26 protein-coding genes are annotated in these 23618 nt (G+C 67.0%); 17 read left to right on the top strand and 9 right to left on the bottom strand.

Annotated features, from left to right (window positions below):
- The first annotated feature begins 102 nt into the window (after positions 1–102).
- The 3 genes from A5724_RS10285 to A5724_RS10275 are packed head-to-tail and all read left to right on the top strand — an operon-like array spanning position 103 to position 3615.
- On the top strand, positions 103–1134 hold the full coding sequence (locus tag A5724_RS10285) for an enoyl-CoA hydratase/isomerase family protein (protein WP_067800282.1): 1032 nt from the start codon (positions 103–105) through the stop codon (positions 1132–1134).
- Complete coding sequence (locus A5724_RS10280) at positions 1131–1910, top strand: enoyl-CoA hydratase (RefSeq protein WP_067800278.1); 780 nt, start codon at positions 1131–1133, stop codon at positions 1908–1910. Before A5724_RS10285 ends, A5724_RS10280 begins: the two co-directional genes overlap by 4 nt.
- Before the next feature lie 10 nt (positions 1911–1920).
- Positions 1921–3615 carry an alpha/beta-hydrolase family protein gene (locus tag A5724_RS10275; RefSeq protein WP_067800274.1) on the top strand — a complete coding sequence of 565 codons (1695 nt, stop codon included), beginning with the start codon at positions 1921–1923 and terminating at the stop codon, positions 3613–3615.
- Between the two features lie 2 nt (positions 3616–3617).
- Here A5724_RS10275 and A5724_RS10270 read toward each other — a convergent pair whose 3' ends face one another.
- Both A5724_RS10270 and A5724_RS10265 read right to left on the bottom strand, forming a co-directional pair.
- Entirely contained in the window at positions 3618–4010 is a 393-nt protein-coding gene (locus tag A5724_RS10270; protein ID WP_067800270.1) for a rhodanese-like domain-containing protein, read from the bottom strand.
- The gene (locus A5724_RS10265) at positions 4010–4561 is read right to left on the bottom strand and encodes a cysteine dioxygenase family protein (RefSeq protein WP_067800267.1); all 552 of its coding nucleotides are present in this window, start codon (positions 4559–4561) and stop codon (positions 4010–4012) included. The genes A5724_RS10270 and A5724_RS10265 overlap by 1 nt, the downstream gene beginning before the upstream one ends.
- A gap of 960 nt (positions 4562–5521) precedes the next feature.
- Here A5724_RS10265 and A5724_RS33680 point away from each other — a divergent pair.
- The 3 genes from A5724_RS33680 to A5724_RS10250 are packed head-to-tail and all read left to right on the top strand — an operon-like array spanning position 5522 to position 8790.
- On the top strand, positions 5522–7333 hold the full coding sequence (locus A5724_RS33680; protein ID WP_156752220.1) for a hypothetical protein: 1812 nt from the start codon (positions 5522–5524) through the stop codon (positions 7331–7333).
- Between the two features lie 51 nt (positions 7334–7384).
- Positions 7385–7825 (top strand): lipoprotein LpqV, encoded by a 441-nt coding sequence (locus A5724_RS10255; RefSeq protein ID WP_067800261.1) that lies wholly within the window; start codon positions 7385–7387, stop codon positions 7823–7825.
- A 23-nt stretch (positions 7826–7848) separates the two neighbouring features.
- Positions 7849–8790 (top strand): patatin-like phospholipase family protein, encoded by a 942-nt coding sequence (locus tag A5724_RS10250; RefSeq protein WP_197518608.1) that lies wholly within the window; start codon positions 7849–7851, stop codon positions 8788–8790.
- Here the strand turns inward: A5724_RS10250 and A5724_RS10245 are convergent.
- Entirely contained in the window at positions 8787–9641 is an 855-nt protein-coding gene (locus A5724_RS10245; RefSeq protein ID WP_067800254.1) for a patatin-like phospholipase family protein, read from the bottom strand. The two genes, A5724_RS10250 and A5724_RS10245, sit on opposite strands and share 4 nt — an antisense overlap.
- Before the next feature lie 37 nt (positions 9642–9678).
- On the opposite strand from A5724_RS10245, the gene A5724_RS10240 reads away from it, so the two are divergent.
- On the top strand, positions 9679–10398 hold the full coding sequence (locus A5724_RS10240) for an HAD family acid phosphatase (RefSeq protein WP_067800251.1): 720 nt from the start codon (positions 9679–9681) through the stop codon (positions 10396–10398).
- A gap of 72 nt (positions 10399–10470) precedes the next feature.
- Here A5724_RS10240 and A5724_RS10235 read toward each other — a convergent pair whose 3' ends face one another.
- Positions 10471–11325: a class II glutamine amidotransferase gene (locus A5724_RS10235; protein WP_067800473.1), complete on the bottom strand. Its 855-nt coding sequence runs from the start codon at positions 11323–11325 to the stop codon at positions 10471–10473.
- A 22-nt stretch (positions 11326–11347) separates the two neighbouring features.
- Here A5724_RS10235 and A5724_RS10230 point away from each other — a divergent pair, with 22 nt between their 5' ends.
- The 3 genes from A5724_RS10230 (at position 11348) to A5724_RS10220 (ending at position 13811) form a co-directional block, all read left to right on the top strand.
- The gene (locus A5724_RS10230) at positions 11348–11920 is read left to right on the top strand and encodes an alcohol dehydrogenase catalytic domain-containing protein (protein ID WP_156752219.1); all 573 of its coding nucleotides are present in this window, start codon (positions 11348–11350) and stop codon (positions 11918–11920) included.
- Positions 11917–12657 carry an SDR family NAD(P)-dependent oxidoreductase gene (locus A5724_RS10225; RefSeq protein ID WP_067800249.1) on the top strand — a complete coding sequence of 247 codons (741 nt, stop codon included), beginning with the start codon at positions 11917–11919 and terminating at the stop codon, positions 12655–12657. The genes A5724_RS10230 and A5724_RS10225 overlap by 4 nt, the downstream gene beginning before the upstream one ends.
- A gap of 107 nt (positions 12658–12764) precedes the next feature.
- Positions 12765–13811: a cupin domain-containing protein gene (locus tag A5724_RS10220; RefSeq protein ID WP_067800245.1), complete on the top strand. Its 1047-nt coding sequence runs from the start codon at positions 12765–12767 to the stop codon at positions 13809–13811.
- Here A5724_RS10220 and A5724_RS10215 read toward each other — a convergent pair.
- Both A5724_RS10215 and A5724_RS10210 read right to left on the bottom strand, forming a co-directional pair.
- Positions 13808–14857 (bottom strand): dihydrodipicolinate reductase, encoded by a 1050-nt coding sequence (locus A5724_RS10215; protein WP_067800241.1) that lies wholly within the window; start codon positions 14855–14857, stop codon positions 13808–13810. The two genes, A5724_RS10220 and A5724_RS10215, sit on opposite strands and share 4 nt — an antisense overlap.
- Before the next feature lie 44 nt (positions 14858–14901).
- Entirely contained in the window at positions 14902–15765 is an 864-nt protein-coding gene (locus A5724_RS10210; protein WP_067800237.1) for a LysR family transcriptional regulator, read from the bottom strand.
- A 108-nt stretch (positions 15766–15873) separates the two neighbouring features.
- On the opposite strand from A5724_RS10210, the gene A5724_RS10205 reads away from it, so the two are divergent.
- The 6 genes from A5724_RS10205 (at position 15874) to A5724_RS10180 (ending at position 20794) form a co-directional block, all read left to right on the top strand.
- Complete coding sequence (locus A5724_RS10205; protein ID WP_067800234.1) at positions 15874–16584, top strand: SDR family oxidoreductase; 711 nt, start codon at positions 15874–15876, stop codon at positions 16582–16584.
- A complete protein-coding gene (locus A5724_RS10200; protein ID WP_067800231.1) occupies positions 16581–17450 on the top strand; it encodes an MBL fold metallo-hydrolase in 870 nt (289 codons plus the stop codon). Before A5724_RS10205 ends, A5724_RS10200 begins: the two co-directional genes overlap by 4 nt.
- Positions 17451–17511: 61 nt before the next feature.
- Positions 17512–18639, top strand: a complete 1128-nt coding sequence (locus A5724_RS10195; protein WP_067800228.1) for a BTAD domain-containing putative transcriptional regulator — start codon at positions 17512–17514, stop codon at positions 18637–18639.
- Positions 18640–18744: 105 nt separating this feature from the next.
- Entirely contained in the window at positions 18745–19086 is a 342-nt protein-coding gene (locus A5724_RS10190; protein ID WP_067800225.1) for a DUF732 domain-containing protein, read from the top strand.
- Between the two features lie 169 nt (positions 19087–19255).
- Positions 19256–20446 (top strand): lipid-transfer protein, encoded by a 1191-nt coding sequence (locus tag A5724_RS10185; protein WP_067800223.1) that lies wholly within the window; start codon positions 19256–19258, stop codon positions 20444–20446.
- Positions 20447–20488: 42 nt separating this feature from the next.
- Positions 20489–20794 carry a hypothetical protein gene (locus A5724_RS10180; protein WP_067800220.1) on the top strand — a complete coding sequence of 102 codons (306 nt, stop codon included), beginning with the start codon at positions 20489–20491 and terminating at the stop codon, positions 20792–20794.
- Here A5724_RS10180 and A5724_RS10175 read toward each other — a convergent pair.
- Both A5724_RS10175 and A5724_RS10170 read right to left on the bottom strand, forming a co-directional pair.
- Positions 20751–21674, bottom strand: a complete 924-nt coding sequence (locus tag A5724_RS10175; protein WP_067800217.1) for an SDR family oxidoreductase — start codon at positions 21672–21674, stop codon at positions 20751–20753. The two genes, A5724_RS10180 and A5724_RS10175, sit on opposite strands and share 44 nt — an antisense overlap.
- Before the next feature lie 2 nt (positions 21675–21676).
- The gene (locus A5724_RS10170) at positions 21677–22405 is read right to left on the bottom strand and encodes an SDR family oxidoreductase (RefSeq protein ID WP_067800470.1); all 729 of its coding nucleotides are present in this window, start codon (positions 22403–22405) and stop codon (positions 21677–21679) included.
- Positions 22406–22551: 146 nt separating this feature from the next.
- Here A5724_RS10170 and A5724_RS10165 point away from each other — a divergent pair, with 146 nt between their 5' ends.
- Entirely contained in the window at positions 22552–23085 is a 534-nt protein-coding gene (locus A5724_RS10165; protein WP_156752223.1) for a TetR/AcrR family transcriptional regulator, read from the top strand.
- A gap of 50 nt (positions 23086–23135) precedes the next feature.
- Here A5724_RS10165 and A5724_RS10160 read toward each other — a convergent pair whose 3' ends face one another.
- Positions 23136–23447, bottom strand: coding sequence for a hypothetical protein (locus tag A5724_RS10160; RefSeq protein ID WP_156752218.1), 312 nt, complete (start codon positions 23445–23447; stop codon positions 23136–23138).
- Positions 23448–23618 lie beyond the last annotated feature (171 nt).

Genomic DNA, 23618 nt, shown 5'->3' with positions numbered 1-23618 from the left:
TCGACTACCTGCTGCCGGTTCCCGAAAAAACCTCCCAGCTAGTTCACAGGAAACCCTACCCGGCGCTGGCGCGCAGCGGGTGAGGATCTAGATTGCGTAAGCGTGGCGGAAAACGAGGATGTCCTAGTAACTGTCGAGAACGGGGTCGGCCTGATCACCCTCAACCGCCCCAGGGTGATCAACTCGCTGACCCATGCGATGGCCCTCACCATGTCGCAAGTGCTCACCGAGTGGGAGCACCACCACGCCGTTCGCGCGGTCGTAGTGTCCGGCGCCGGTGAACGCGGGCTGTGCGCGGGCGGCGACGTCGTGGCGATCTACCACAGCGTGCGCGGCGACGGCGCCGAGGCGCGGCGGTTCTGGTACGACGAGTACCAGCTCAACGCGAAGATCGGCCGCTACCGCAAGCCCTATGTCGCGCTGATGGACGGCATCGTGATGGGCGGCGGCGTCGGAATCAGCGCGCACGGCAGCGTCCGTGTCGTCACCGACACCACCAAGATGGCCATGCCCGAAGTGGGCATCGGTCTGATCCCCGACGTGGGTGGCACGTTGATCCTGTCGCGCGCACCCGGGCTGCTCGGTCTGCACGCCGCGCTGACGGGCGCCAACTTCGACGGCGCCGACGCGATCGCGCTCGGCTTCGCCGACCATTTCGTGCCGCACGACAAGCTGCCCGCGTTCAAGGACGCGATTGTCGCCGACGGCGTCGACGCGGCGCTCAACGCCTATGCCCAGGAGCCGCCGCCGAGTCAGCTACTGGCACAGCGGGACTGGATCGACCAGTGCTACGCCGGCGACACCCCCGAAGACATCATCGCGACGCTGCGCAGCCACGACGCCGGCGCTGCCGCCGCCGACCTGATCGCCAGCCGCTCCCCCATCTCGGTGTCTGTGGCGCTGCAGGCCATCCGCCGCGCCGCCAAGCTCGACACGCTCGAAGATGTGTTGCGCCAGGAATATCGGACGTCGTGCGGCGCGGCGCGCTCACATGATCTAGTAGAGGGTATCCGGGCACAGGTCATCGACAAGGACCGCAACCCGAAGTGGTCGCCTGCGTCATTGGCGGCCGTCACCACTGCCGACGTCGAGGCCTATTTCGCGCCGGCCGACCGCGAACTGGAGTTCACATGACGAACTACGAGACTATCTTGGTCAGCCGCGACGACCGCGTCGGCACCATCACGTTGAACCGGCCGAAGGCGCTCAACGCGCTCAATAGTCAGGTGATGCGCGAAGTCGTCGCCGCTGCAGCGGAATTCGACAGCGACGAAGGCATTGGCGCGATCATCGTCACCGGGTCCGGCGAGAAGGCGTTCGCCGCGGGCGCGGACATCAAGGAGATGGCCGGGCTGAGTTTCGCCGACGTGTTCTCGTCCGACCTCTTCGCTGCCTGGGACAAGTTCGCCGCGACCCGCACCCCGACCATCGCCGCGGTGGCGGGTTACGCGCTGGGCGGCGGTTGCGAACTCGCGATGATGTGCGACCTGCTGATCGCAGCGGACACTGCGAAATTCGGCCAACCCGAGATCAAACTCGGCGTGCTGCCCGGCATGGGCGGTTCACAGCGGCTCACCCGCGCGATCGGCAAAGCCAAGGCGATGGACCTGATTCTGACCGGACGCAACATGGACGCCGAGGAGGCCGAGCGCGCCGGCCTGGTGTCGCGCGTGGTGCCCGCCGACAAGCTGCTCGAGGAAGCCAACGCGGTCGCCAAGACCATTGCGGGCATGTCACTCTCGGCGTCACGCATGGCCAAGGAAGCCGTCAACCGAGCCTTCGAGACCAGCCTCGCGGAGGGATTGCTCTTCGAGCGCAGGGTGTTCCACTCGGCGTTTGCCACCGACGACCAGACCGAGGGCATGAACGCGTTCACCGAGAAGCGCCCCCCGAACTTCACGCACCGGTAAATTTCGGTCCGTGACCGACACGGCGGAGGCGACCGAACAAGCTCCTCCCGAGGAGAAGCGGGCCAGGAAGCCGTGGTGGGTGCGGCACTACACCTACACCGGCACGACCGTTGGGCTGGCGTTCATCTGGCTGTCGTTGACGCCGTCGCTGCTGCCTCGCGGGCCGCTGTTCCAAGGCATCGTCAGCGGCGCTGCCGGTGCGATCGGCTACGGCCTCGGCGTATTCGGCGTGTGGCTGGTTCGGTACATGCGATCGAAGGACACCAGCCCGCCCGCACCGCGCTGGGCATGGATAGGGCTTGTGATCGCCGGTGTCATCGGCCAGATCCTGATGATCATCTGGTTTCACGGTTGGCAGGACGACGTGCGCGACCTCAACGGCGTACCGCGTCTCGGCTTCTGGGATTATCCGCTGACCGCCGTCTTGTCGATCGTCGTGCTGTTCCTGCTGGTCGAAATCGGCCAGCTGATAGGCAGATTGGTGCGCTTCCTGGTCAGCAAGATGGATCGCTTTATGCCGCCGCGGGTTTCGGCCATAGTCGTGGTCGGATTGTTGCTGGCGTTGACGATCGCACTACTCAACGGCGTGGTGGCGCGCGTCGCGATGAGCACCATCAACAAGACGTTCTCGGCCGTCAACGATGAAACCGATCCGGATTTCCCGGCGCCGACGTCGCGGCTGCGGTCCGGCGGGCCGGGGTCGTTGGCCAGTTGGGAATCGCTCGGCCATCAGGGCCGGGTGTTCGTGTCCGCAGGCCCGACGGTCGACGAGCTGACCAAGTTCAACGGCGCGCCCGCGATCGAACCGATTCGCGCCTACGCCGGACTGCATTCCGCCGACGGCATCCAGGCGACCGCGAAGCTGGCCGCGCAGGAACTGCGGCGTGAAGGCGGCCTGGACCGCGCGGTCGTCGCCGTCGCCACCACCACGGGCACCGGGTGGATCAACGAGGCGGAAGCCGCTGCGTTGGAGTACATGTACAACGGCAACACCGCGATCGTGTCGATGCAGTACTCGTTCCTGCCGAGTTGGCTGTCCTTCCTGGTCGACAAGGAGAACGCGCGGCAGGCCGGCCAGGCACTTTTCGAAGCCGTCGACGCATTGGTCAAGGAACTGCCCGAGGGCAAGCGCCCGAAACTCGTCGTATTCGGCGAGAGCCTCGGCTCGTTCGGCGGCGAGGCGCCGTTCCTGGCACTCAACAACCTCGTCGCCCGCACCGACGGCGCGCTGTTCTCGGGACCCACCTTCAACAACACGATCTGGGAAGACCTCACCCGTCACCGCGACCCCGGGTCGCCGATGTGGCTGCCGATCTACGACAAGGGTGAGAACGTGCGCTTCGCCGCGCGCGCCGACAATCTGGGCAGACCCGCCGATCCGTGGGGCCGGCCGCGGGTGGTGTACCTGCAGCACGCCTCCGATCCGATCGCCTGGTGGAACGTCGATCTGATGTTCGCCAAACCGGATTGGTTGAAGGAACCGCGCGGCTACGACCTGTCCTCTCGGATGGAGTGGATTCCGATCGTGACGTTCCTTCAGGTGTCCGCCGATATGGCGGTGGCCGGCGATGTACCCGCCGGCCACGGCCACGTCTACGTCAAGGACGTCGCCAACGCGTGGGCCGCGATTCTGCAGCCGCCGGGGTGGACACCGGAAAAGACAGAAAAACTTCGCCCGCTGCTGACGAACGACGAAAACGCCTGAGCCTATTCACTCCTCACGTGCGCGGACCTGATAACACCTTCCGCCTTCAATGCGTGGTACCCCCCGATGACGTCGGTGGACCGGCGCAGCCCCAGATCGTGCAGTGCGGCGGCGGCCAGGCTCGAGGTGTAGCCCTCCGAGCACAGCACCACCCATTCGACGTCGTCGCCGACGGCCTCGGGAATCCGCGCGTCGCTGGTCGGGTCACATCGCCACTCGAGCACGTTGCGCTCGATCACCAATGCGGCGGGCACGTCGCCCTCGCGCCGCCTCTGTGCCTCGGGGCGGATGTCGACGAGCACGGCGCCCCGCTCGAGCGCCGCGGGCACCTCGGCCGCAGGCAGCCTGTGTAGCCGTGCGCGGGCGTCTTCCAGGACCTTGTCGATACGGCTCATCATCCCTCCGGCGCATCAGTGAGTTCAGTGCGCTTGCGGCGCAGTGTATTTCGCTCAGTCACCTCGTAGTAGGACATCGCCGTCAGCGGCGGTGAATATGCGTGGACGCTGAGCGTCGGCGTGACCGGCGCCGACAAATCCCGCTCCGGCGTCCACACCACGTCGTGCACCCAACCGAGCGGGAAGGCGGCCTGGTCACCGGCCCGTAGCCGCCTGCGACGCAACTCGTCGCCATCCCACCGCGTTTCCCTCAGCGCGCCCGAGAGCACCGTCAGCGCACCGAGCGAGCCACCGTGGTCGTGCAGTTCGGTCGAGCGGTCCGGCACCCAGCTGATCAGCCAGACGTCGAGTTCGTCGTCGCCATGCAACCGCGTGTACCAACGGTCGTCGACCGGCGGCCCGCCCGCAGGCAGCAGGTGGTCGTAGCGGCCCGAGAGCACATCGTCGGCGTATCGGTCGGTCGTTTGCAGCAGGTCGGGCAGCCGCAGCCGAGTCGGCGAGGAGACGGCGGGAACGGCACTCGGCAACACAGCAGGCTGTGCGGAAACCATGTAGAGCTCCAGGAATGACGGGATCGGATCGGATGGTCGGCGGTCAGCGCCGACAACACTCCTCAAACCGGTTCGTCACGTCACCGAGTGTGGCACGCCGCCAAGGCCAGCCGGACGACTCCGCCGCGGCCGGATCTGAACAGATCAGAAGACTCCTGGTCAGCGAAGTCTGGAAGGCGAGCCGCATTCCGCTCGGCATGAGCGGAACTGGGCGCGCCCGCGGCAAACGACACGGTCAGCACCGGTAAACCCGCTACCGAGCGCCGATGCAGCGGTGGCAGTTGACGTTGCTATATCTAACATCAGCTATTTGCCGAGGCCGTCAATTTCGCCTTCCAATAACCGCGAATCTGAAACCTGACTGCAATATCAGAAAGCGCCATGACGGAGATTTACATCACATCCAGTCCAATTTGCGAAGCCCCGAATCAGCTAGCCCACGGCGACGCAATGCCCACGTGAAGCCAGGTGACAGGGCGGCCTCGCGGCAACACCCATTGCGCATGCCTCTGTTCGGCAGGTTTCGACACGAGGGTAAAACGATGCCGAAAAGCGCGAGCGAGCCTGCGGCACAGGGCTTCCCCGACTCCGACCGCAGATCAGAAAAGGACGGCGCCGCCGGCCTGATACCACCGGCACGATGGCCCGCCCAGCGGCAAACCGCGCCAGCACCCCCACTGGCCCGCCTCGCGATCCCGGTGGTGTTTGCTGCTTGTCACGGCGCGGTGCCCAGGACTACTGCACAGCGAAACGGTCTCCCGGTTTTGGGAAAACCATCGGAAACGGCCGAATAACTGTCCCAAACTGCGGTTCTTTGTGCTAACTATATTGTTGCTCGGCGCTAGGGGTCGGTTAGCCAGTAAAGGTCTCGGCGCCGCCGGGGATGACGCGGAAGGGGCACCGGGGATGGTTCAGCGAGCCAAGCGCTCAAGGCATGCCAAGCCAGGCAAGAAGACACTGGTGACAGCCGCCGCCGTGACAGGAGGCGTGCTCGCGGCAGCCGGTGGCAGTGCGTTCAACCTGCTGCAGCAGTCAGCCGATTCGTCGGATCACACCGCCCCGACGCTCGGATTGGCGGCAGCCGTCGAGCCCAACCCCACCCCGAATCCGTTGTTCGCGGTGGCCCAGCCGATCGAGGCGCCGGGCTCCGGCGCTCTCGGCGTCGGCGGTGGCGCGGCCCCCGCGCCCGTCGCGCCCCCTCCGGCTGCACCGGCGGCCAACACCGACACCACTGCGCCGGACCCGCTGCCATGCGGGGCAGGCCCGGTCATCACGCCGGACTGCGTCACGCCGACGCTGTCGCCCGGCACCGCGTTCGCGACTCAGGTCTTCGCGTTCGCGCCACAGAATCTCGGGTTGGATCCGCAGAACTTCCGCTTCGACCCGCCGAACTTCTCGTTGCCGACGTTCGGGCTGCCCGACGTCGCGAAGTCGTTCCTCGGTGACAACTCGCGGCGAGTGAACTCGGTGATCGGACCGTCGGCGTCGCCGTCCGAAGAGCCGGTGAAGACCGCGGCCGCACCGTCGGCCGCGCCCAAGAAGGGGTGGGTGCCCGGCCAGTCGCCATTCGAGAAGTGGGTGAAGGCGACCGTCAAGGTCTACATCAGCAATGGCGAGGAGCCCGGCGAGAACGGCGGCCTGCTGATCGGCCGCGGTGCCGACGGAGCGCCTGGTCAAGACGGCGGCCGCGGCGGTTTGCTTCTTGGCCAGGGCGGTAACGGCGGTGTCGGCGTCGAGGGCGTCAACAACGGACGCGGCGGAAACGGCGGCGGCGTCGGACTTTTCGGCACCGGCGGATCAGGCGGCGCCGGTGCCAGCATGACTAGCGAAACCGGCGACGTCGTCGCAGGCGACGGCGGCAAGGGCGCCAACTCTGGCCTGGTGTTCGGCAACGCCGGTCACGGTGGGGCAGGCGGCACGGCCACCAGCACCACGGGGACCGCGCAGGGCGGCCAGGGCGGCGCGGGCGGAAGTAGCGTGTGGACCGGCACTGGCGGCACCGGCGGCGCAGGCGGTGAGGCCACCAGCGAGTCGGGGCATGCCACCGGCGGTCAGGGCGGTGACGGCGGAAACACCGGCGCCCTGTTCGGCTGGGCAGGCGGCGGCGGCGCGGGCGGTGCAGCGACGAGCACCACCGGCGACGCCACCGGTGGCAACGGCGGTAACGGCGGCGGTCTCGGCATCGAAGGTGACAGCGGTGACGGTGGTCTCGGCGGATCGGCGACCACGGGGACCGGCAACGCCACCGGCGGTAACGGCGGCAACGGCGGAAGCAACATCTTCAACGGCACCTCAGGCAATGGCGGTGGCGGCGGCGATGCGCAGGCCACGAACGGCACCGCGACCGGCGGCGCTGGCGGCGACGCGGGCATCGGCGGCATCGACGGCCAGGGGGCCAACGGCGGATCAGGCGGTGACGCAACCGTCGGCACCGGCACGGCGACCGGCGGCAGCGGCGGCTCGGGTGGCCCGAGCGGCCTGATGCAGAACGGCGGTAACGGCGGCCACGGCGGCAACGGCACCGCAGACAACGGCACCGGAACCGGCGGCGACGGCGGCAAGGGCGGAAACACCAGCTGGGCCAACGGTTATCACGCGGGCACCGGTGGCACCGGCGGCAACGGCACGGCGACCACCGGAACCGGTAACGGCGGCGCGGGCGGCACCGGCGGCCATGACGGTCTGGGCGCGGCCGACGGCAAGGGCGGCAAGGGCGGCACCGGCAGCGGATCCGAGGGCAGCAACCAGGGCGGCGACGGGTCGAACGGCTAACCGGACACAGCCCCCGCAACGGGGCCGACCGCATTGCCTAGATTGGGCTGCATGCGCAGGTATGCCCAACGCGTGGCGGTACTCACTGCCCTGACGGCCCTCGCCGTCGGCTGTTCGTCCAACGAGCAGCCACCGGCGACGTCGCCGACACAGACGTCGTCGACGCCGACCACTGAGCCGCCGCCGCTGCCCGCGGAGCCTGCCGAACCGGGCGCCATCGGCGTCTCTCCCGGCGGGGTCACCACCAGGGTCGACGTCCCGTCCGACGCCACGGAGTCGCAGTACGGCCAGGCCTGTCATGCGGCCAAGGTGTGGATGGACGGTCAGCAGGCGGACCCGAAGACGCTCGTGGAGCCGTACCTGAAGATGCTGCAGCAGCCCGACTTCAGCGGGCCGGGCAACTTCAACACCCCGTGGGCCAAGCTGACTCCCGCACAGCAGGCCGGTGTCATCATGGCGGTCACCGGCGCCGCCAACGGCGAGTGCGAGTAGTTGCCGCGGCGCAAAATAGCGGTATGCGTTCGAAGCGTGTGGCGCTTGTCCTCGGCAGCGGCAGCGCCCGCGGGTACGCCCACATCGGGGTGATCGACGAACTGCGTGACCGCGGCTACCAGATCGTGGGGATCGCCGGATCGTCGATGGGAGCGCTCGTCGGCGGACTACAAGCGGCGGGCAAGCTCGACGAATTCGCCGACTGGGCCAGATCTTTGACGCAACGCGCCGTCCTGCGACTGCTCGATCCGTCGATCACCGCGGCCGGGGTGCTGCGGGCGGAGAAGATCCTCGACGCCGTCCGCGACATCCTCGGCGAGGTGACGATCGAGGATCTGCCCATTCCCTACACCGCGGTGTCGACCGATCTGCTGTCGGGGAAATCCGTTTGGCTGCAACGCGGTCCGGTCGACGCGGCGATCCGGGCCTCGATCGCGATCCCCGGCGTCATCACACCGCATGTGTTCGACGGACGCCTGCTCGCCGATGGCGGCATCCTCGACCCGCTGCCGATGGCGCCGATCGCCGCCGTCAGCGCCGACCTCACCATCGCGGTCAGCCTCGCAGGCAACGAGGTAGGCGGACGCTACGAACCGACCGACGCCGAACCCAGAGCCACCCCCGAATGGTTGAGCCGAATGTGGCGAAGTACCACCGCCCTGTTCGACCGCACCGGCACCACTGCCGACGAAACGGGCAGCGTCGAAGAACTGATCGACACAACCAGAGAGGAACCCGTGCCGAGGCTCGGCAGCTTCGAGGTGATGAACCGCACCATCGACATCGCACAGGCCGCGCTGGCGCGGCACACTCTCGCGGCCCATCCACCCGATCTGCTGATCGAGGTACCGCGCACAGTGTGCCGCAGCCTCGAGTTCCACCGTGCCGCCGAAGTCATCGACATTGGCAGGGAACTGGCCGCCACCATGCTCGATGAACTCGAAAAGCCCACGCAGGAAAGCTAACTGAGAAAGTCAGCGACTGCGGCCGCGATCCGGCGACCCTGCTCGCGACCCGCCAACGCCGACGCCACCCGGCAGGCGGGGTCCAGCGGATTGCGCCCGAACGCGGCCAGCGACTGCTCGTCGGCGAATACCCCGAGGGTGGTGCCGCCGAACGCGTCGACCTCCTCGCCTGCGCCCGCGCTGAACGGCGACGGGGTGTCCCGGCCCGACGGCACCAGCACCACCGCGGCGTCGCAGTCGTCGGCCAGCGCCATGTTGACGATGCTGCCAACGCCGCCGTCCATGTAGCGGCGGCCGCCGATCGTCACCGGCGGCCAGACGCCTGGCACCGCGCAGCTGGCGGCGACCGCGTCGATCAGCTCCACGCCGGAATCCTTGTCGAACGTGACGACCTCACCCGTCCCGGTGTCGACCGCGGAGATGCGCAGCACCCGATCCGGCCATTGGTGCGACGGCAACCGCTGTGCGATCACGTCGCGACGCACCGCCTCTGTCACGGTCCGCGTCTGCAACGCGACCGCGCCGATTTTCTGGAGCTTCTCCGCCTTACTGGTGTCCGACGCCGTCATCGCGGCCAGGAACAGCTCGGTGATCTCCTCGATCCCGACGTTCGGGTTGAGTTCGGCCGACGAATCGGCGGTCTGACGCTCGAACAGCGCATCGAGCCCGAGCCCACTGCCCAGTTGCGCCGCGACCGCGGAGCCTGCCGAGGTGCCCACCAGTACGTCGGCGGCCAGCAGGGCGTCCGCTGTTGCCTGCGACTCGTCGGCGATGCCGCGCAGGATGCCCGTCTCCCATGCGATGCCTGCCAGTCCCCCGCCTGCCAGCACCAGAGCCCGTTTCGTTGCCACGGCAGCGAGTGTGCCAAACCGCCGCTAGGGTCCAGACATGCGCATCGTCGTTGCCCTGGTTGCAGGCGCGCTGATCGCGTTCGCGCCAGGCGCGGTCGCCGAGCCCCCTGCACCGCCCGCGCCCATCATCCCGCCGCCGGTGCAGCCGCCCAACATCGGCGATCTGAAGTTCGCGGTCGTCGACTACTACAACAGCGGCGCCTATCTGACCGACCTGCAGATCGCCGCCGCTCCCGCCGTCGAGTGGATCAACGAGGAAGCACCGCGGGTGAACCGGCCCGCGGTGGTGTTCGACATCGACGAGACCGCGTTGTCAAATTGGGAAGCGTTGAAAGCCAACGACTTCGGGCGAATACTCGACGGGTCGTGTGACCGGTTACCGCAAGGCCCGTGCGGTCTGGTCGCCTGGGACCAGCGGGCGCAGTCGACCATCATCCAGCCGACGATGGACGTCTATCAGGCCGCCAGGGATCGCAGCGCCGCCGTCTTCTTCATCACCGGCCGCGACGAGGCTCAGCGCACGGCGACCGAGCGCAATCTGCGCGCCGTCGGATACACCGACTACGCCGAGCTGATTATGGAACCTGCTGGCGCACATTATGTTTCGGCTGCTGACTTCAAGGCGCCGCAGCGCCAGCAGATCGAGCAGCGTGGCTTCACGATCATCGCCAACATCGGTGACCAGCCGTCGGACCTCGACGGCGGATTCGCCGAGCGGACCTTCCTGCTGCCGAACCCGTTCTACCGGATCCCCTGACGCGCCCAACCGGACATATGGGCAAGAAAGTTCGAGTAAATCTCGCCATTTCGTCGATCTCGGCGCGCGGGTTCACGCCACCGACGGGTGCTGGGACGCCGCGGCCTGCCCGGTCAGATCGTCATGGCGCAACAAGTGTTTGGGCGGATCGGGAAACGCGATGCGACGATCGATCCGCAGATCCGCGTCGATGTGCACCAACTCGCCCGGCGCCAGCGGTTGCCAGTCGTCGCCGTCCATCGGCTCGCTGGCGAACAGCACCGAGGCGCTCAGTTCCTCGGAATGCGCGGTGATGCGGTGACTGCGCATCCTCAGCTTCCTGTGGTCGACGTCGCGGCGGTCGAGCAGGTACAACTCGTGGGTCTCCGGATAGCGCAGCGCCCACATGTCGGTCGCGGTGCTCAGCAGGATGTTGACGGCGTAGATCGGCACGTTTGCCGCCAGCCAACCGACCGCCTCGACCACCCCGGCGCCCACGTCGCCTCGACGACGGGCGCACCCGGTGATCAACGCGAAGATCCGCTCCGAGTCGGTCTCGCCGTGCACCAGGTCGCTGACACCCAACTGGGCGAGCCGTGTCTCGATCACTTCGAGACCCTCGACCACCCCGTTGTGCGCGAAGATCCGGCCGTCCTGCAGAAACGGATGTGTGTTGCGCACTTCCAAAGCGGCGCTCGATGAGTAGCGCACATGCGCGATGAAGGTCGTCCCGGTCAACGCGTGCGCCTCAGTGGCGAACGCCCGATCGTGCCACGCGGCGATCGGCTGCTTGTCGACCACGGGTTGGCCGTCGGGGCCGAAGACGCCAAGCCCGGTGCCGTCGGGGTTGCGCCTGCTCTGCAGGACGAGATTGTCGGGCGCATCGAGCAGCCAGAACGTCGCGGTGGTCACCCTCTTGTCGGCATGAAGGCCGAACAGCCGGCACATCTTTCGATGGTAGCGTGACGAAATGGTCGACACCATGCGAGCCGAGCGATCCTTTGCCGATTCCAAAACAGTTGCGGTAGAAGATGTTCCGATACCCGAGCCGGGCCCCGGCGAAGTGCTTGTCAAGGTCGCGTATTGCGGCATCTGCCATTCGGACCTCAGCCTGATCAACCGCACCTTCCCCGCCCAGCGACCGGTCGTGACGCAGGGTCACGAGGCGGCGGGGTCGACGTCGCCGCGGGCAGGCCGTGCACGACGTGTCCGAACTGCCGACGCGCTGGGCGCCACCGATCCGAACCTGCGCGACAATATCGCCGAGATCACCGGCGGCGGAGGTCTGGTCGGCGTCGGGATGAGCGCCGAGACACCCAGCATCGGGTCGACCAGCATGTTCGGCCTCATCCAAAAGCAGGTGCTCGGCCACCTCGGCTATCAGAACGTCGACATCGAGACCTTGGCGACACTCGTCTCGCTGGGCCGACTCGACCTGTCCCGGTGGATCAGCGAGATCGTCTCACTCGAAGACGTGAGGGACGGCATCGAGATGCTGGAGCGCCAGGACGGCAACCCGATCCGAATCCTGGTCAAACCGTGACGGAGTTGACGGGCCGCGTTGCGCTGCTGACCGGCGCATCCGGCGGCATCGGCAAGAGCATCGCCCGCGGACTCGCCGACCACGGCGTCGATCTGGTGCTGGCCTACGGGCGCCACGGCGACGACGCCGAGACGGCCGCCGACTATGCCCGCAGGCGTGGCAGGCGCGCCGTCGTCACATCGGCCGATCTCGCCGATCCCACCGCGCCGGCCCACCTCGTCGAGCAGGCCAAAGCCGCGTTCGGCTGCGTCGACATCCTGGTCGCCAACGCCGGCACCGCCGACGTAAAGGGTTGGCAGAACATCGATCTCGACTCCTGGAACCGCACGCTCGCGGTCAACCTGACCGCACCGTTTTTGCTCGCACAGCAGGTGTTGCCCGCGATGGTCGCCAACCGGTTCGGGCGGGTGCTGTTCATCTCGTCGGTGGCGGGCCTCAACGGCGGCGTGGTCGGCGCACACTACGCGGCGAGCAAGGCCGGACTGCACGGCCTGATGCATCATCTGGCGCCGCGGGTGGCCTCCGACGGCGTCACCGTCAACGCACTGGCGCCCGCGTTGATCGGCGACACCGGCATGTTCCCCGGCGACCCGGAGACGGCCGACGCCCCGATACCCATCCCCGTCGGCAGGGCCGGTCAGCCCTCGGAGGTGGCCGAAATGGCTATCGCGATGTTGCGCAACGGATACCTTACGAGCAAGGTGGTCACGCTTGACGGCGGCATTCTGCCGCGCTGACCGCAGACTACCGGCTAGCTGGTAGCGCATTTTGGTTGCCAGCGGCGATGTTGCGCTGCGCGCTTGTGGGCGAAGGTTCTAGCCACACGAGCAAAAGGAGCAACTTCATGACGCTGTCCCTTGACCGCAGCATCCATGCCGCGTCGCTGCTGAACGGCGAGATCGTCGAAGAGTCGGATCTCGGCGTGATTCAGCGCCTGACCGCCGACAACTTCCCGATTCTCAACGGTTTGTCGATCAAGCGCGTGGTGATCAACCCCGGCGCCATGCGCACCCCGCACTGGCACGCCAACGCCAACGAACTCACCTACTGCGTAAAGGGCGACGCGTTGGTCACCGTGCTCGACAGCGGGAGCCAGTTCGCCAGCTTCACCATCAGCGCGGGCGAGATGTTCCACGTCGACTCGGGCTCGCTGCACCACATCGAGAACATCGGCACCGAGCCCGCCGAGTTCATCATCACCTTCAGGCACGAGCGCCCCCAGGATTTCGGTCTCGCAGGCGCATTCGGCGCGATGACAGATGCGGTGCTGGGCAACACGTATGACCTAGACGCCTCCGACTTCGCGGCGATCCGCCGTAACCTCGTCGACCGAGCGATCGCTGGCAGGACCGGCGACCCGGTGGTGCCGTCGACCGCGCATTTCAACGATCCGCACAAGTTCTCGGTGGAAGCCATGACGCCGCCGGTGCAGGCCGCGGTCGGCTCCGCGCGCACCGCACGCGTGCAGTTCTGGCCCGCCCTCAAAGACCTTTCGATGTACTCGCTGCGTATCCGCGAAGACGGGATGCGCGAACCGCATTGGCACCCCGTCACTGCTGAAATGGGATACGTGGAAAGCGGTTCGGCGCGCATGACCGTGATGGATCCTGATGGCACGCTGGACACGTGGCACCTCAACAAGGGCGACGTCTACTTCATCCCCCGCGCCTACCCACATCACATCGAGGTGTTCGATGCGCCGGAGTGGCACTTCCTGATCTTCTTCGATCAGCCCTTCCCCGCCGACATCGGCTACCGCACGTCGATCAGCGCGTACTCGCGTGAGGTGCTGGCCGCCACGTTCAACACCCACATCGAGGACCTGCCGGACTTCCCGTTCACCAAGTCCGACCCGCTGATCGTCAACCGGCACAACCCGCTTGACCGCTAGCGAAGCGTCGGGGCCGCCTTACCGCTGATCAGTGGCAGGTCGAGGTAGGTGGCGATGCCCGGTTCGGCCGCGCACACCGCGGGAATCGAGTTCACGCAGTGTGCGGCCGTCCCGACGACGCCGTACTCCGGCCCTTCGCCGCCGATCTCGGATTGAAAACCCTTGATACTGACTGAGATATCCGGATTGCCACGGACCTCGACTTCGTAACGTTGGCCCTCGGGACCAAAAGTCCATGCCGGATCGAGGTTTTCCTCACCCATCAGCCAGTTGACGGTGACGCGGACGACGGGCTCACCGTCGACTAGGGCCTCCCAGTGGAACTTCCGGCCCGCCACCTGACCCGGTTCGATGACGCCGATCGGCGAGTCGATCGGTGCGGTGGCCACCGCGATCTCCTGCGAGGAGCGGATCTTCGGGTCGGCGTTGAAGCCCAACTTGTCGACGCACATCCGGACCGATTGAATGAAGCCGCCGTCCAGCAACTTCTGCATCGGCCCCGACAAAGCCTTGTCCGGCACTTCACCGAAGCCCATCACATGGCGCACCACGTCCGGCGCTTCGTAGCTTCGCAGGTCCGAAAACTCTTCGGCGCGAACGAAAGTCACGCCCGTCGACATGCTCGAGAACATCAGCGGGAACTTCTCGCTGATGCCCCCCGGCGCGATGCCGGTACCGTGCAAGGTCGCATTGCCTGCCAGCGCCGCCTCCAGCAGCGGTGCACCCTGCCGGTCGCTGGGGTAAACCCAGCCGACGGGGGTTACCACGTTCTTGCCTGACCGCAGCAGCGCGGCCACCTCGTCGGGGTTGGGCAGCAGCGGGGCGTACACCACGGCGTCGGCATCCAGCGCCAGAATCTCGTCGACACTGTTGGTGGCGGTGACGCCTAGCGGTTCGGTGCCGATGATGTCGCCGACATCCTTGCCCGCCTTGGGTTCCGAGTGCACCCAGCAGCCGACGAGTTCGAGGTCGGGATGCTCGAGGACCCCTTTGATCGCGGCGACGCCGACGCCTCCGGTCGCCCACTGCACGACGCGCAGACCCATCTCTCTCCCTTCGAAAGCGGCAGAACTAGAACACGTTCTACCACTCAGCGGAGGTTCAGCGCGGCGATCTGCTCGAGGAAGGCGCGGGCGGGTGCGGATGCGCTGGCGGAAACCGCGACACCCAACCGCCGCAGGGTCTTGGGCGTCAGCGGGCGCGCGACCACGCCGTCCGGCAGTTTGGGCATGCCGGCACTGGGCAGGATGCTGACTCCGAGCCCCGCGCGGACGATCTCCAGCACCGCCGACATCTCGCGGGCCTCGAACGCCACCTCGAACTCGACGCCCATCCGCCGGGCCACCGGCATGAACACCTCGGTGCACCCGCCGGTGGACCGGATGAAGGGCTCCTTGGCCAACTCCGCATAGCTGACCTCGGCCCAGTCGGCCAGTCGGTTGTCCGCAGGCACCACTGCGACCATGTCCTGATCACCGAGGACCGCCGCGGCCAGGCCCTTGATCGGTAGCGACACCACCCCAGCCTCCGCGGCCCCCTGGTCCAGCCAGTCGCGCACCTCCTGCTCGCTGCCCTCCAGCAGGCGGACGGTGACCGCAGGATGCCGTTGAGTGAAACTCTGCAATTGCGGCGCGATAAGCGTTCCGGTGACGCTCGGCAGGCTCGCCAAACTCAGCGCCCCGGTGATCTGGCCCGACAGCGCAACGACTTCCGTGCGCATCGCTATCAGGTGCCGCACCGCCTCACGCGCGTGCGCCAACGCGAGGGAACCGGCCTCGGTCAGCGTGATCCCGTCGCGGCGACGGACCAGCAGCGCGACGTCCAACTCCTTCTCGAGCGTCGAGACGGCCCGGCTGACCGCGGGCTGTGACAGCCCCAATTCATGACTGGCCGCGGTGAACCCACCCTGATCGACCACCGCCACAAACGCCTTCAATTGCAACAGAGTCGACATAGGACCTCCCGGCATACGTTCAACGCCATACCTCTATATCGACGTTGGTATGTGATTTAGTCCCGGCAGGGCGTTGTTGTAATGAGCAATCACGCAACAGGAGGACACATGTCATCACGACGAGTACTGATCACCGGCGCTTCAAAAGGCATCGGGCGAGCCGTCGCCGACCGGTTGGCAGCGGCAGGACACACTCCGATCGGGCTCGCCCGCACCGCGCCCGCCGAATTCCCCGGCGAGTTCTACGAGGCCGACCTTGCCGACCGTGCCGCGACCGCCGAGGTGCTCGACCGCATCTTGGAAAGTGGCGCGGTCGACGGTGTGGTCAACAATGCCGGCGTCGCGCGGTTCGGCCGACTCGGCTCGATCGACCTCGACGACCTGTTCACCACCTACGACCTGAATGTGCGCGCCCCCGTTCAGGTCGTGCAGGCGGTGCTGCCGGGGATGCTGGCCGCCGGGTGGGGCCGGATCGTCAACGTCAGCAGCCTGACCACGCTCGGCACCGCGGAGCGCACCCCGTACGCCGCATCGAAGGCCGCGTTGGAGACGGCGACCCGAATCTGGGCCAAGGAACTCGCGGCGACGGGTATCACGGTCAACGCCGTCGCGCCGGGGCCCACCGAAACCGAGTTGTACCGGAAGGGCAGCCCGGTCGGATCGGAACGCGAGGCCCGCCTCTTGAACAGCATCCCGCTGGGCAGGGTCGGCACACCACGCGAGATCGCTCACGCGATCTGTGCGCTGCTCGACGAGGACGCCGGCTACATCACCGGCCAGATCATCCGGGCTGACGGCGGCGGAAGCATCGCGGCATGACCTCCGCCGGGCGGCTGGACGATCCGGCGGCGGTGCGACGACTGACATTCGACGACGTGGTCGCCACCTACGTGGTGGACGGAGTGATCAAGATGCCGCCCGCCAAGTTCTTTCCCGACATCCCCAGCGAGCACTGGTCGACGCAGGAGCTGGTGATGAGCGCCGGTGGGCTGCTGGTCGAACGCGGTGACACCACACTTTTGATCGACACCGGAGTGGGCAGCAGCACAACGGATTTCGTGTTCGGCACCATCGACTGCGGCTCATTGCTCGACGTGCTCGACACGCTCGGCCGTCGACCCGAGGACATCGACGTGGTGGCGCTCACCCATCTGCATTTCGACCATGCGGGCTGGGCCTACACGGGCGGCCACCGGACCTTTCCGAACGCCCGCTACGTGCTGGCCGCCCAGGAGTGGGCACCGCACGACGGTGGTACGCCCCACGAGGGTGCCGCAGTGCCGCGGCGCACCATCACGCAGTTGCTCGCCGATCGCGACGGAATCGAGCGGATCAACGACGGCGACGAGGTCGTCGCGGGAGTGCGCGCCATCGTCACCCCGGGGCACACTCCTGGCCACACGTCGTACGTGATCACTTCGCGTGCGGGCCGACGGCTTGTCGTGTTCGGCGACGCCTTCCACATCACCGCCCAGTTCGTGCACCCCGAATGGATGTCGGCCGCCGAATGGGATGAGACCCAGGTCGTCACCGCGCGGCGCCGACTGCTCGCCGAACTGACCGCACCAGACACGCTCGGCTTCGGCTTCCATTTCGGCGATCAGCCGTTCGGCCGGGTGGAGGCGGATGGCAGTTGGGCGCCGGTGCCCACCGCGGTGCTCGCCCCGCCGCCGCGCCGGATGTGAATTGCCCCCAATTTCCGGCCTTGTCAGGGCGAACGTCGGCAGTTCGCGATAAGAACTGCGAATGACCGACAACAAGATCGGGTTCGGTGTGCTGGGGCCGCTACAGGTCACCATCGACGGCCTACCTGTGGCGTTGGGCACCCCGAAACAGCGCGCGGTGCTGGCGATGCTGGTGATGAACCGTAACCGGCCGGTCGCGATCGACTCGCTGATCACCGCGGCATGGGAGCAGTGGCCGCCGTCGGAGGCGCGGGCCAGTCTGCACTCCTACATCTCGAACCTGCGCAGGCTGCTCGGCGATGCGCGCTCGATGCTGGAGAACGCGCCGCCGGGATACCGGTTGACGGCGGCCGACAGTGCGTGTGACATCGGCCGGTTCGTCATCGAGAAGACCGCGGGCGTGCAGGCCGCCGCCGCGGGACGATTCGAGGAGGCCAGCCGGCATCTGACGGCCGCGCTGGCAGAGTGGCGTGGAGCGGTGCTGGAGGATCTGCGCGACTTCCAGTTCGTCGACGCGTTCGCCACCGCGCTGACCGAAGACAAGGTGGTCGCCCACACCGCCCGCGCGGAAGCCGAAATCGCCTGCGGCCGTGGCTATGCCGTCATCGGTGAACTGGAATCGCTGACCGCCGAGCATCCGTACCGAGAGCCGCTGTGGGCGCAACTGATCACCGCCTACTATCTGGCTGAGCGGCAGTCGGAGGCGCTCGACGCGTATCAGCGGTTGAAGACCACGCTCGCCGATGATTTGGGCATCGACCCCGGGCCGACGGTGCGGGCCCTGCACGAACGCATTCTGCGTCAGGAACCGCTCGACGCGAAGAAGGCCGCCAAGACCACCGCCGCGCACACCGTCCACGACATCAAACTGCGCACCGAGGTCAACGCGTCGCGCGCGCAGGCCAGTTTGCGGGCCGCGGACGGGCGGGTCTATCCGCTGCTGGCCGCCGCCACCCGCATCGGCCGACTGCCCGACAACGACATCGTGCTCGCCGACGCCAACGTCAGTCGCCACCACGCCGTCATCATCGACACCGGCACGAGTTTCGTGATCACCGACTTGCGTTCGGCGAACGGTGTGGACGTCGGCAATCAGCGCATCCGCGGCACCGCCACGCTCGTCGACGGAGACCGGGTGCGCATCTGTGCTCACGAGTTCACGTTCGAGATCGCGCCGCCCGAATCGTAGGACCGCAGGCCGCCAAGATTTCGTCAAGAATCCGCCAAGGGCGCTGTCCGACGCTGATGTCAGACCGGAGACAACCGGACCGATACGACATCACGGAGGAGTCCCATGTCCGCCACGCAGCGCCTCACTTTGTTCGCAGGCACCGCGCTCGTCGCGGCCGCGTTCGGACTCGCCGCCGTGGCCACCGCGGGCACCGCAGGCGCGGTCAGTTCGACGGACAACACCTTCCTGACCGAGATCAGTGCCGAGGGAATCTCGTATGACACCCCGAAGGCGGCCATCGGCAACGCCCACGATGTGTGCAGTGCGCTCGACGACGGCGCCGATCCCATCGACGTCGGCCGCGAGATCCTGGCCCACACGGACCTGAGCACCCACCAGGCCGCGGTGTTCGTGGTCACCGCGGTGGACATCTACTGCCCCGAGTACACCGGTTACTTCGAATAGCCCCCTCCCCTGCGGGGGGCCCCGCGGGGGCGGGGGGGCCCCCGCACCTCCCCCTTTTGCGCCGAAACGGCATTCCGGCACGCTGTTACTCGAACTTTCCGTGCGCCGTTGCAGCCTCGGCGGATAGAGCATCTAGACAGTTCGCCCGCTGTGTGTTTCTGTCGATGGCATGCCAAACAAAGTGTTCGTCGTCGGTGTGGGGATGACGAAGTTCGAAAAGCCGGGCCGCCGCGAGGGCTGGGACTACCCCGACATGGCGCGCGAATCGGGCACCAACGCATTGAACGACGCGGGCATCGACTTCTCCGAGGTCGAACAGGGCTTCGTCGGATACGTCGCAGGCGACTCGACCTCCGGCAACCGCGCGCTGTACGAACTCGGCATGACGGGCATCCCGATCGTCAACGTCAACAACAACTGCTCGACGGGTTCGACCGCGTTGTTCCTTGCGGCGCAGACGATCCGCGGCGGGCTGGCGGACTGCGCGATTGCACTGGGCTTCGAGAAGATGCAACCCGGCCCGCTGCAGGGCGGCGCCGAGGACCGGGAGTCGCCGATGGGTAGGCACGTCAAGGCGATGGCCGAGATCGACGAGTTCGCCTTCCCCGTCGCGCCGTGGATGTTCGGCGCGGCCGGACGCGAGCACATGCGTCAATACGGCACCACCGCAGAGCATTTCGCGAAGATCGGGTTGAAGAACCACAAGCATTCGGTGAACAACCCGTACGCGCAGTTCCAGGAGGAGTATTCGCTCGACGACATCCTGGCGGCCAAGATGATCTCCGACCCGCTGACCAAGCTGCAGTGCTCACCGACGTCGGACGGTTCCGGCGCGGCGATCGTGGCCAGCGAGGCGTTCGTCGACAAGCACGGGCTGACAGAGAAGGCAGTGGAAATCGTCGGGCAGGCGATGACCACCGACTTCCAGTCCACCTTCGACGGCAGCGCCAAGAACCTGATCGGCTACGACATGAATGTGCAAGCCGCACAAAAGGTTTACGAGCAGTCCGGTCTCGGGCCGAGCGACTTCCAGGTGATCGAGCTGCACGACTGCTTCTCGGCCAACGAGTTGCTGCTGTACGAGGCGCTCGGGCTGTGCGGGGAAGGCGAGGCCCCGAAGCTGATCGACAACAACGACACCACCTACGGCGGCCGCTGGGTGGTCAATCCGTCCGGCGGGCTCATCTCCAAGGGCCACCCCCTCGGGGCGACCGGGCTCGCGCAGTGCGCGGAGTTGACGTGGCAGTTGCGCGGCACCGCCGACAAACGTCAGGTGGACAACGTCACCGCCGCGCTGCAGCACAACATCGGCCTCGGGGGCGCCGCGGTGGTGACGGCCTACCAGCGCGCCGAGCGGTAGGGGTCCTTTGCGTCTGCTCGGCAGAGGGAGGACCATAGGACCATGCGGACCAGGTTGATGCTCGGGGTCGTGGGTGTGTGTGGAGCGGTCGTTGCCCCGGCGGGCGTCGCGTACGCCGAAGAGACTGCGCAAGAAGTGATCAACCGGCTGCAGAGCGAGGGCTACACGGTCAACATCGACAAGATCGGCACCGGGTCGATGGACCAGTGCGTGGTGACCAACGTCAGGAACCCGCAGCAGGTCAAGCAGTGGCTGCCCTACTCCGGGCCGGGCCGGGACGGCGATCGCGTGCTCGTCCAGGTGGTCACCAGCCAGTCGATCTCGGTGACGCTGAACTGCTCACAGTGAGCAGATCCGGCATCCCGATCCGCTGAAAGAAACCCTCACGCACGCGGTCGCCGACCCGGAACACCTCCTCGGCGCCATCGTCGGCAGGATCGACGTACACCCGGAACGGCCGCGAACCCTTCGGTGTGTCAACGACTTTCACGATCTGCCTGGCCACCTCGACCGGGTCCGCGTCGTCGGGTTCCAGCTCGGCGAGCCTCTTGCCGACCTCGTCCATCAACCCGGCGTACTCGGCTTCGTAGGCGGACGCGATGTACCGGTCGGCGGGGGCTCCCGCGTTGACGAAGTGATTGGTGCCCGACGTGAACGCCCCGGGCACGACGATCGTCGTCTCGACCCCGAACCGGGTCAGCTCCGCGGCATAACTGACCGCCAGCGCATCCTCAGCCGCCTTGGCCGCGAAGTACGGTCCGAGGTACGGCGGCGTGCCACCGCGTGAACTCGACGAACCGACCCACACCACGAGCCCGTCGCGCCGGGCTCGCATGGCAGGCAACACCGCCCGGTTGACGCGTTGGGTGGACAACACGTTGATGTCGTAAACGTCGGCAACCTGCTCAGGCGTGAACGCCTCCGTCGGGCCGAGCACCATGTGCCCGGCGTTGTGCACGACGACGTCGACACGGCACACCTCGGCGAGCACCGCCGCCACCGCGCCGTCGACCGAGGTTTGGTCAGTCACGTCCATCTCGATCGGCCGCAGCGTCACGCCGTGCTCGTCGGCGTAGCGCCTGGCCGCCGCCGCGGCCTGTGCGTTCCGGCCTGCGATGTCCCGCATCCCCGCGTAGACAAGGTGTTTGGCGTCGGCGAGGGCGCGGACCGTCATCGCACCGAATCCGCTCGAGGCGCCGGTGACGAGAACGACTTTCGGTGTGCTCATGATCAGATCACTCCTCCGTTCACATAGATGATTTGTCCGTTCACCCAGCGGGCGGGTCCGGCGAGGAAGGCGACGGCCTCGGCGATATCGGCGGGCTCACCGAGGCGCTCGAGCGGAGAGGCCGCCGCGGCGCGGTCGATCACCTCTTGCGACTTGCCCTCGAAATACAGCGGGGTGGCGGTGGGTCCGGGTGCGACGGCGTTGACGGTCACGTCGCGGCCCCGCATCTCCTTGGCGAGGATCAGCGTCATCGCGTCGACGGCGCCCTTGGTGGCGGCGTAGCCGGTGTAGCCCGGTACGGCCAACTTGGTGACCGAGGTCGAGAAGTTGATGATGGCGCCGCCCTTGCGGACCCGCCGCGCGGCCTGCTGGCTCACCACGAATGTGCCACGCACGTTGGTGCGGTGCATGCGGTCGAAGTCGTCGAGATCCAGTTCGGCCAGCGGCGACAGCAGCATGATCCCCGCGGTGTTGACCACCACGTCGACACCGCCGAACTCGGCCTCGACCCGGTCGAACAGCGCGGCGACCTCCGCTTCGTCGGCGACGTCCGCGCCGAAGACGATGGCGCGGCCTCCTGCCGCGGTGATCTCGTCGGCGACGGCCTGGGCCCGGTCACGGTTGCCTGCGTAGTGCACTGCGACGGCCATCCCCGCCTCGGCCAGACCGACCGCGACAGCGTGGCCGATTCCGCCTGAGGCGCCGGTGACGATGGCAATACGGTCGGTCATTTCGATCTCCTTCGTTGTGTACGTTGCGTCCATATCAGACAGCAAGTGTACGATCCGTCCATATATTCCCGGAGGAGGAGTCGCTCTTGGCCGAACCACACCGTCGCGGGCGCGGTCGTCGCCCCGCGGCAGAAGTGCGCGCGCAGATCCTCGAGGCCGCGGCCGTGCTGCTGTTCGACGAGGGAATGGCGGGTTTCACCATCGACAAGGTCGCCAGGCTCTCCGGCGCCAGCAAGATGACCATCTACAAGTGGTGGCCCTCCAAGGGCGCGTTGGCGCTCGACGGCTACTTTCATCGGGTCGACCCGCAACTCGACTTCCCGGACACCGGCGACGTCGAGGCCGATCTGCGGGTGCAATTGCACACATTCCTGGGCGTCATCCGCGACAGCCCCGCGGGCCGGGTGATCGGCGAGTTGATCGGCCAGGCGCAATCGGATCCTGAGCTGAAAGCAGCCTATTTACAACGTTATTCGGGACCGCGGCGGGAAAAAGCCGTGGCGGCCATGGAAACAGCCAAGACCCGCGGCCAGCTGCGCGCCACGCTGGATCCGGAGACGGTCGTCGATCAGCTGTGGGGCGCCTGCTATCACCGATTACTTCTTCCCGATCAACAGCTGACCGACGAATTCGTTGACGCATTGGTGGACAACCTCTTTCAGGGTATCGCCGGGCAGTAGGCGGCCGAAGAAAACCCGGCCGGAACACTCCAAGCCGGGTCTTCATCGGGTCAGCGAGCCGAGCAGTCCAGTGAAACCGTGACCGTGCGGTCGACGATCACAGGGACGACGCCGTCTCGATCGCGATCACCCAGCACCGGCACGAATTCCGTTCGGTTCCTTGGGTTCCGCACGTTGGTGACCACACATTGGGACAGCGGCGCGCTGCCGACGCGGTCGACCTTCACGTCGAACCCCTGGGCCTCGAGTTCGCCGATGGTCACCACTGCGGATTCCGCCGCTTCCGCGAAACCTGCAGGCGCAAGGATCAATCCGCAGGCCGCTGTGGCCATGGCGATGAGTGTGAGCAAGATGGCACGCATTGCGAGCCTCCGTTCTGTCCGTTGGGTCGGTGTCAGCCGGTTCAACGGGGGGAGGTCGCAGGGGGTTCAAAGGAATTTCAAAAACTTCGTAACACCGCCGAAACTGCGGGCAGATTGCGTTTTCGAGACAGCAGAAGGGCCCGGCCGGAGGGGCGCGGCCGGGCCCTTCTT

It is taken from the genome of Mycobacterium sp. ACS1612 (genome assembly GCF_001667505.1).
In the GTDB taxonomy this organism is placed as follows: domain Bacteria; phylum Actinomycetota; class Actinomycetes; order Mycobacteriales; family Mycobacteriaceae; genus Mycobacterium.
The sequence above is the reverse complement of the archived record's forward strand: the minus strand, read 5'-3'. Positions and strand labels throughout refer to the sequence as shown.

Coding starts and splice junctions, on each gene's coding strand:
- A5724_RS10175 (WP_067800217.1), bottom strand. CDS start 21,674: ATGAGCACACCGAAAGTCGTTCTCGTCACCGGCGCCTCGAGCGGATTC.
- A5724_RS10250 (WP_197518608.1), top strand. CDS start 7,849: ATGCGTTCGAAGCGTGTGGCGCTTGTCCTCGGCAGCGGCAGCGCCCGC.
- A5724_RS10220 (WP_067800245.1), top strand. CDS start 12,765: ATGACGCTGTCCCTTGACCGCAGCATCCATGCCGCGTCGCTGCTGAAC.
- A5724_RS10180 (WP_067800220.1), top strand. CDS start 20,489: ATGCGGACCAGGTTGATGCTCGGGGTCGTGGGTGTGTGTGGAGCGGTC.
- A5724_RS10200 (WP_067800231.1), top strand. CDS start 16,581: ATGACCTCCGCCGGGCGGCTGGACGATCCGGCGGCGGTGCGACGACTG.
- A5724_RS10270 (WP_067800270.1), bottom strand. CDS start 4,010: ATGAGCCGTATCGACAAGGTCCTGGAAGACGCCCGCGCACGGCTACAC.
- A5724_RS10235 (WP_067800473.1), bottom strand. CDS start 11,325: ATGTGCCGGCTGTTCGGCCTTCATGCCGACAAGAGGGTGACCACCGCG.
- A5724_RS10280 (WP_067800278.1), top strand. CDS start 1,131: ATGACGAACTACGAGACTATCTTGGTCAGCCGCGACGACCGCGTCGGC.
- A5724_RS10205 (WP_067800234.1), top strand. CDS start 15,874: ATGTCATCACGACGAGTACTGATCACCGGCGCTTCAAAAGGCATCGGG.
- A5724_RS10215 (WP_067800241.1), bottom strand. CDS start 14,857: ATGGGTCTGCGCGTCGTGCAGTGGGCGACCGGAGGCGTCGGCGTCGCC.
- A5724_RS10230 (WP_156752219.1), top strand. CDS start 11,348: ATGGTCGACACCATGCGAGCCGAGCGATCCTTTGCCGATTCCAAAACA.
- A5724_RS10185 (WP_067800223.1), top strand. CDS start 19,256: ATGCCAAACAAAGTGTTCGTCGTCGGTGTGGGGATGACGAAGTTCGAA.
- A5724_RS10190 (WP_067800225.1), top strand. CDS start 18,745: ATGTCCGCCACGCAGCGCCTCACTTTGTTCGCAGGCACCGCGCTCGTC.
- A5724_RS10265 (WP_067800267.1), bottom strand. CDS start 4,561: ATGGTTTCCGCACAGCCTGCTGTGTTGCCGAGTGCCGTTCCCGCCGTC.
- A5724_RS10195 (WP_067800228.1), top strand. CDS start 17,512: ATGACCGACAACAAGATCGGGTTCGGTGTGCTGGGGCCGCTACAGGTC.
- A5724_RS10255 (WP_067800261.1), top strand. CDS start 7,385: ATGCGCAGGTATGCCCAACGCGTGGCGGTACTCACTGCCCTGACGGCC.
- A5724_RS10210 (WP_067800237.1), bottom strand. CDS start 15,765: ATGTCGACTCTGTTGCAATTGAAGGCGTTTGTGGCGGTGGTCGATCAG.
- A5724_RS10170 (WP_067800470.1), bottom strand. CDS start 22,405: ATGACCGACCGTATTGCCATCGTCACCGGCGCCTCAGGCGGAATCGGC.
- A5724_RS10160 (WP_156752218.1), bottom strand. CDS start 23,447: ATGCGTGCCATCTTGCTCACACTCATCGCCATGGCCACAGCGGCCTGC.
- A5724_RS10240 (WP_067800251.1), top strand. CDS start 9,679: ATGCGCATCGTCGTTGCCCTGGTTGCAGGCGCGCTGATCGCGTTCGCG.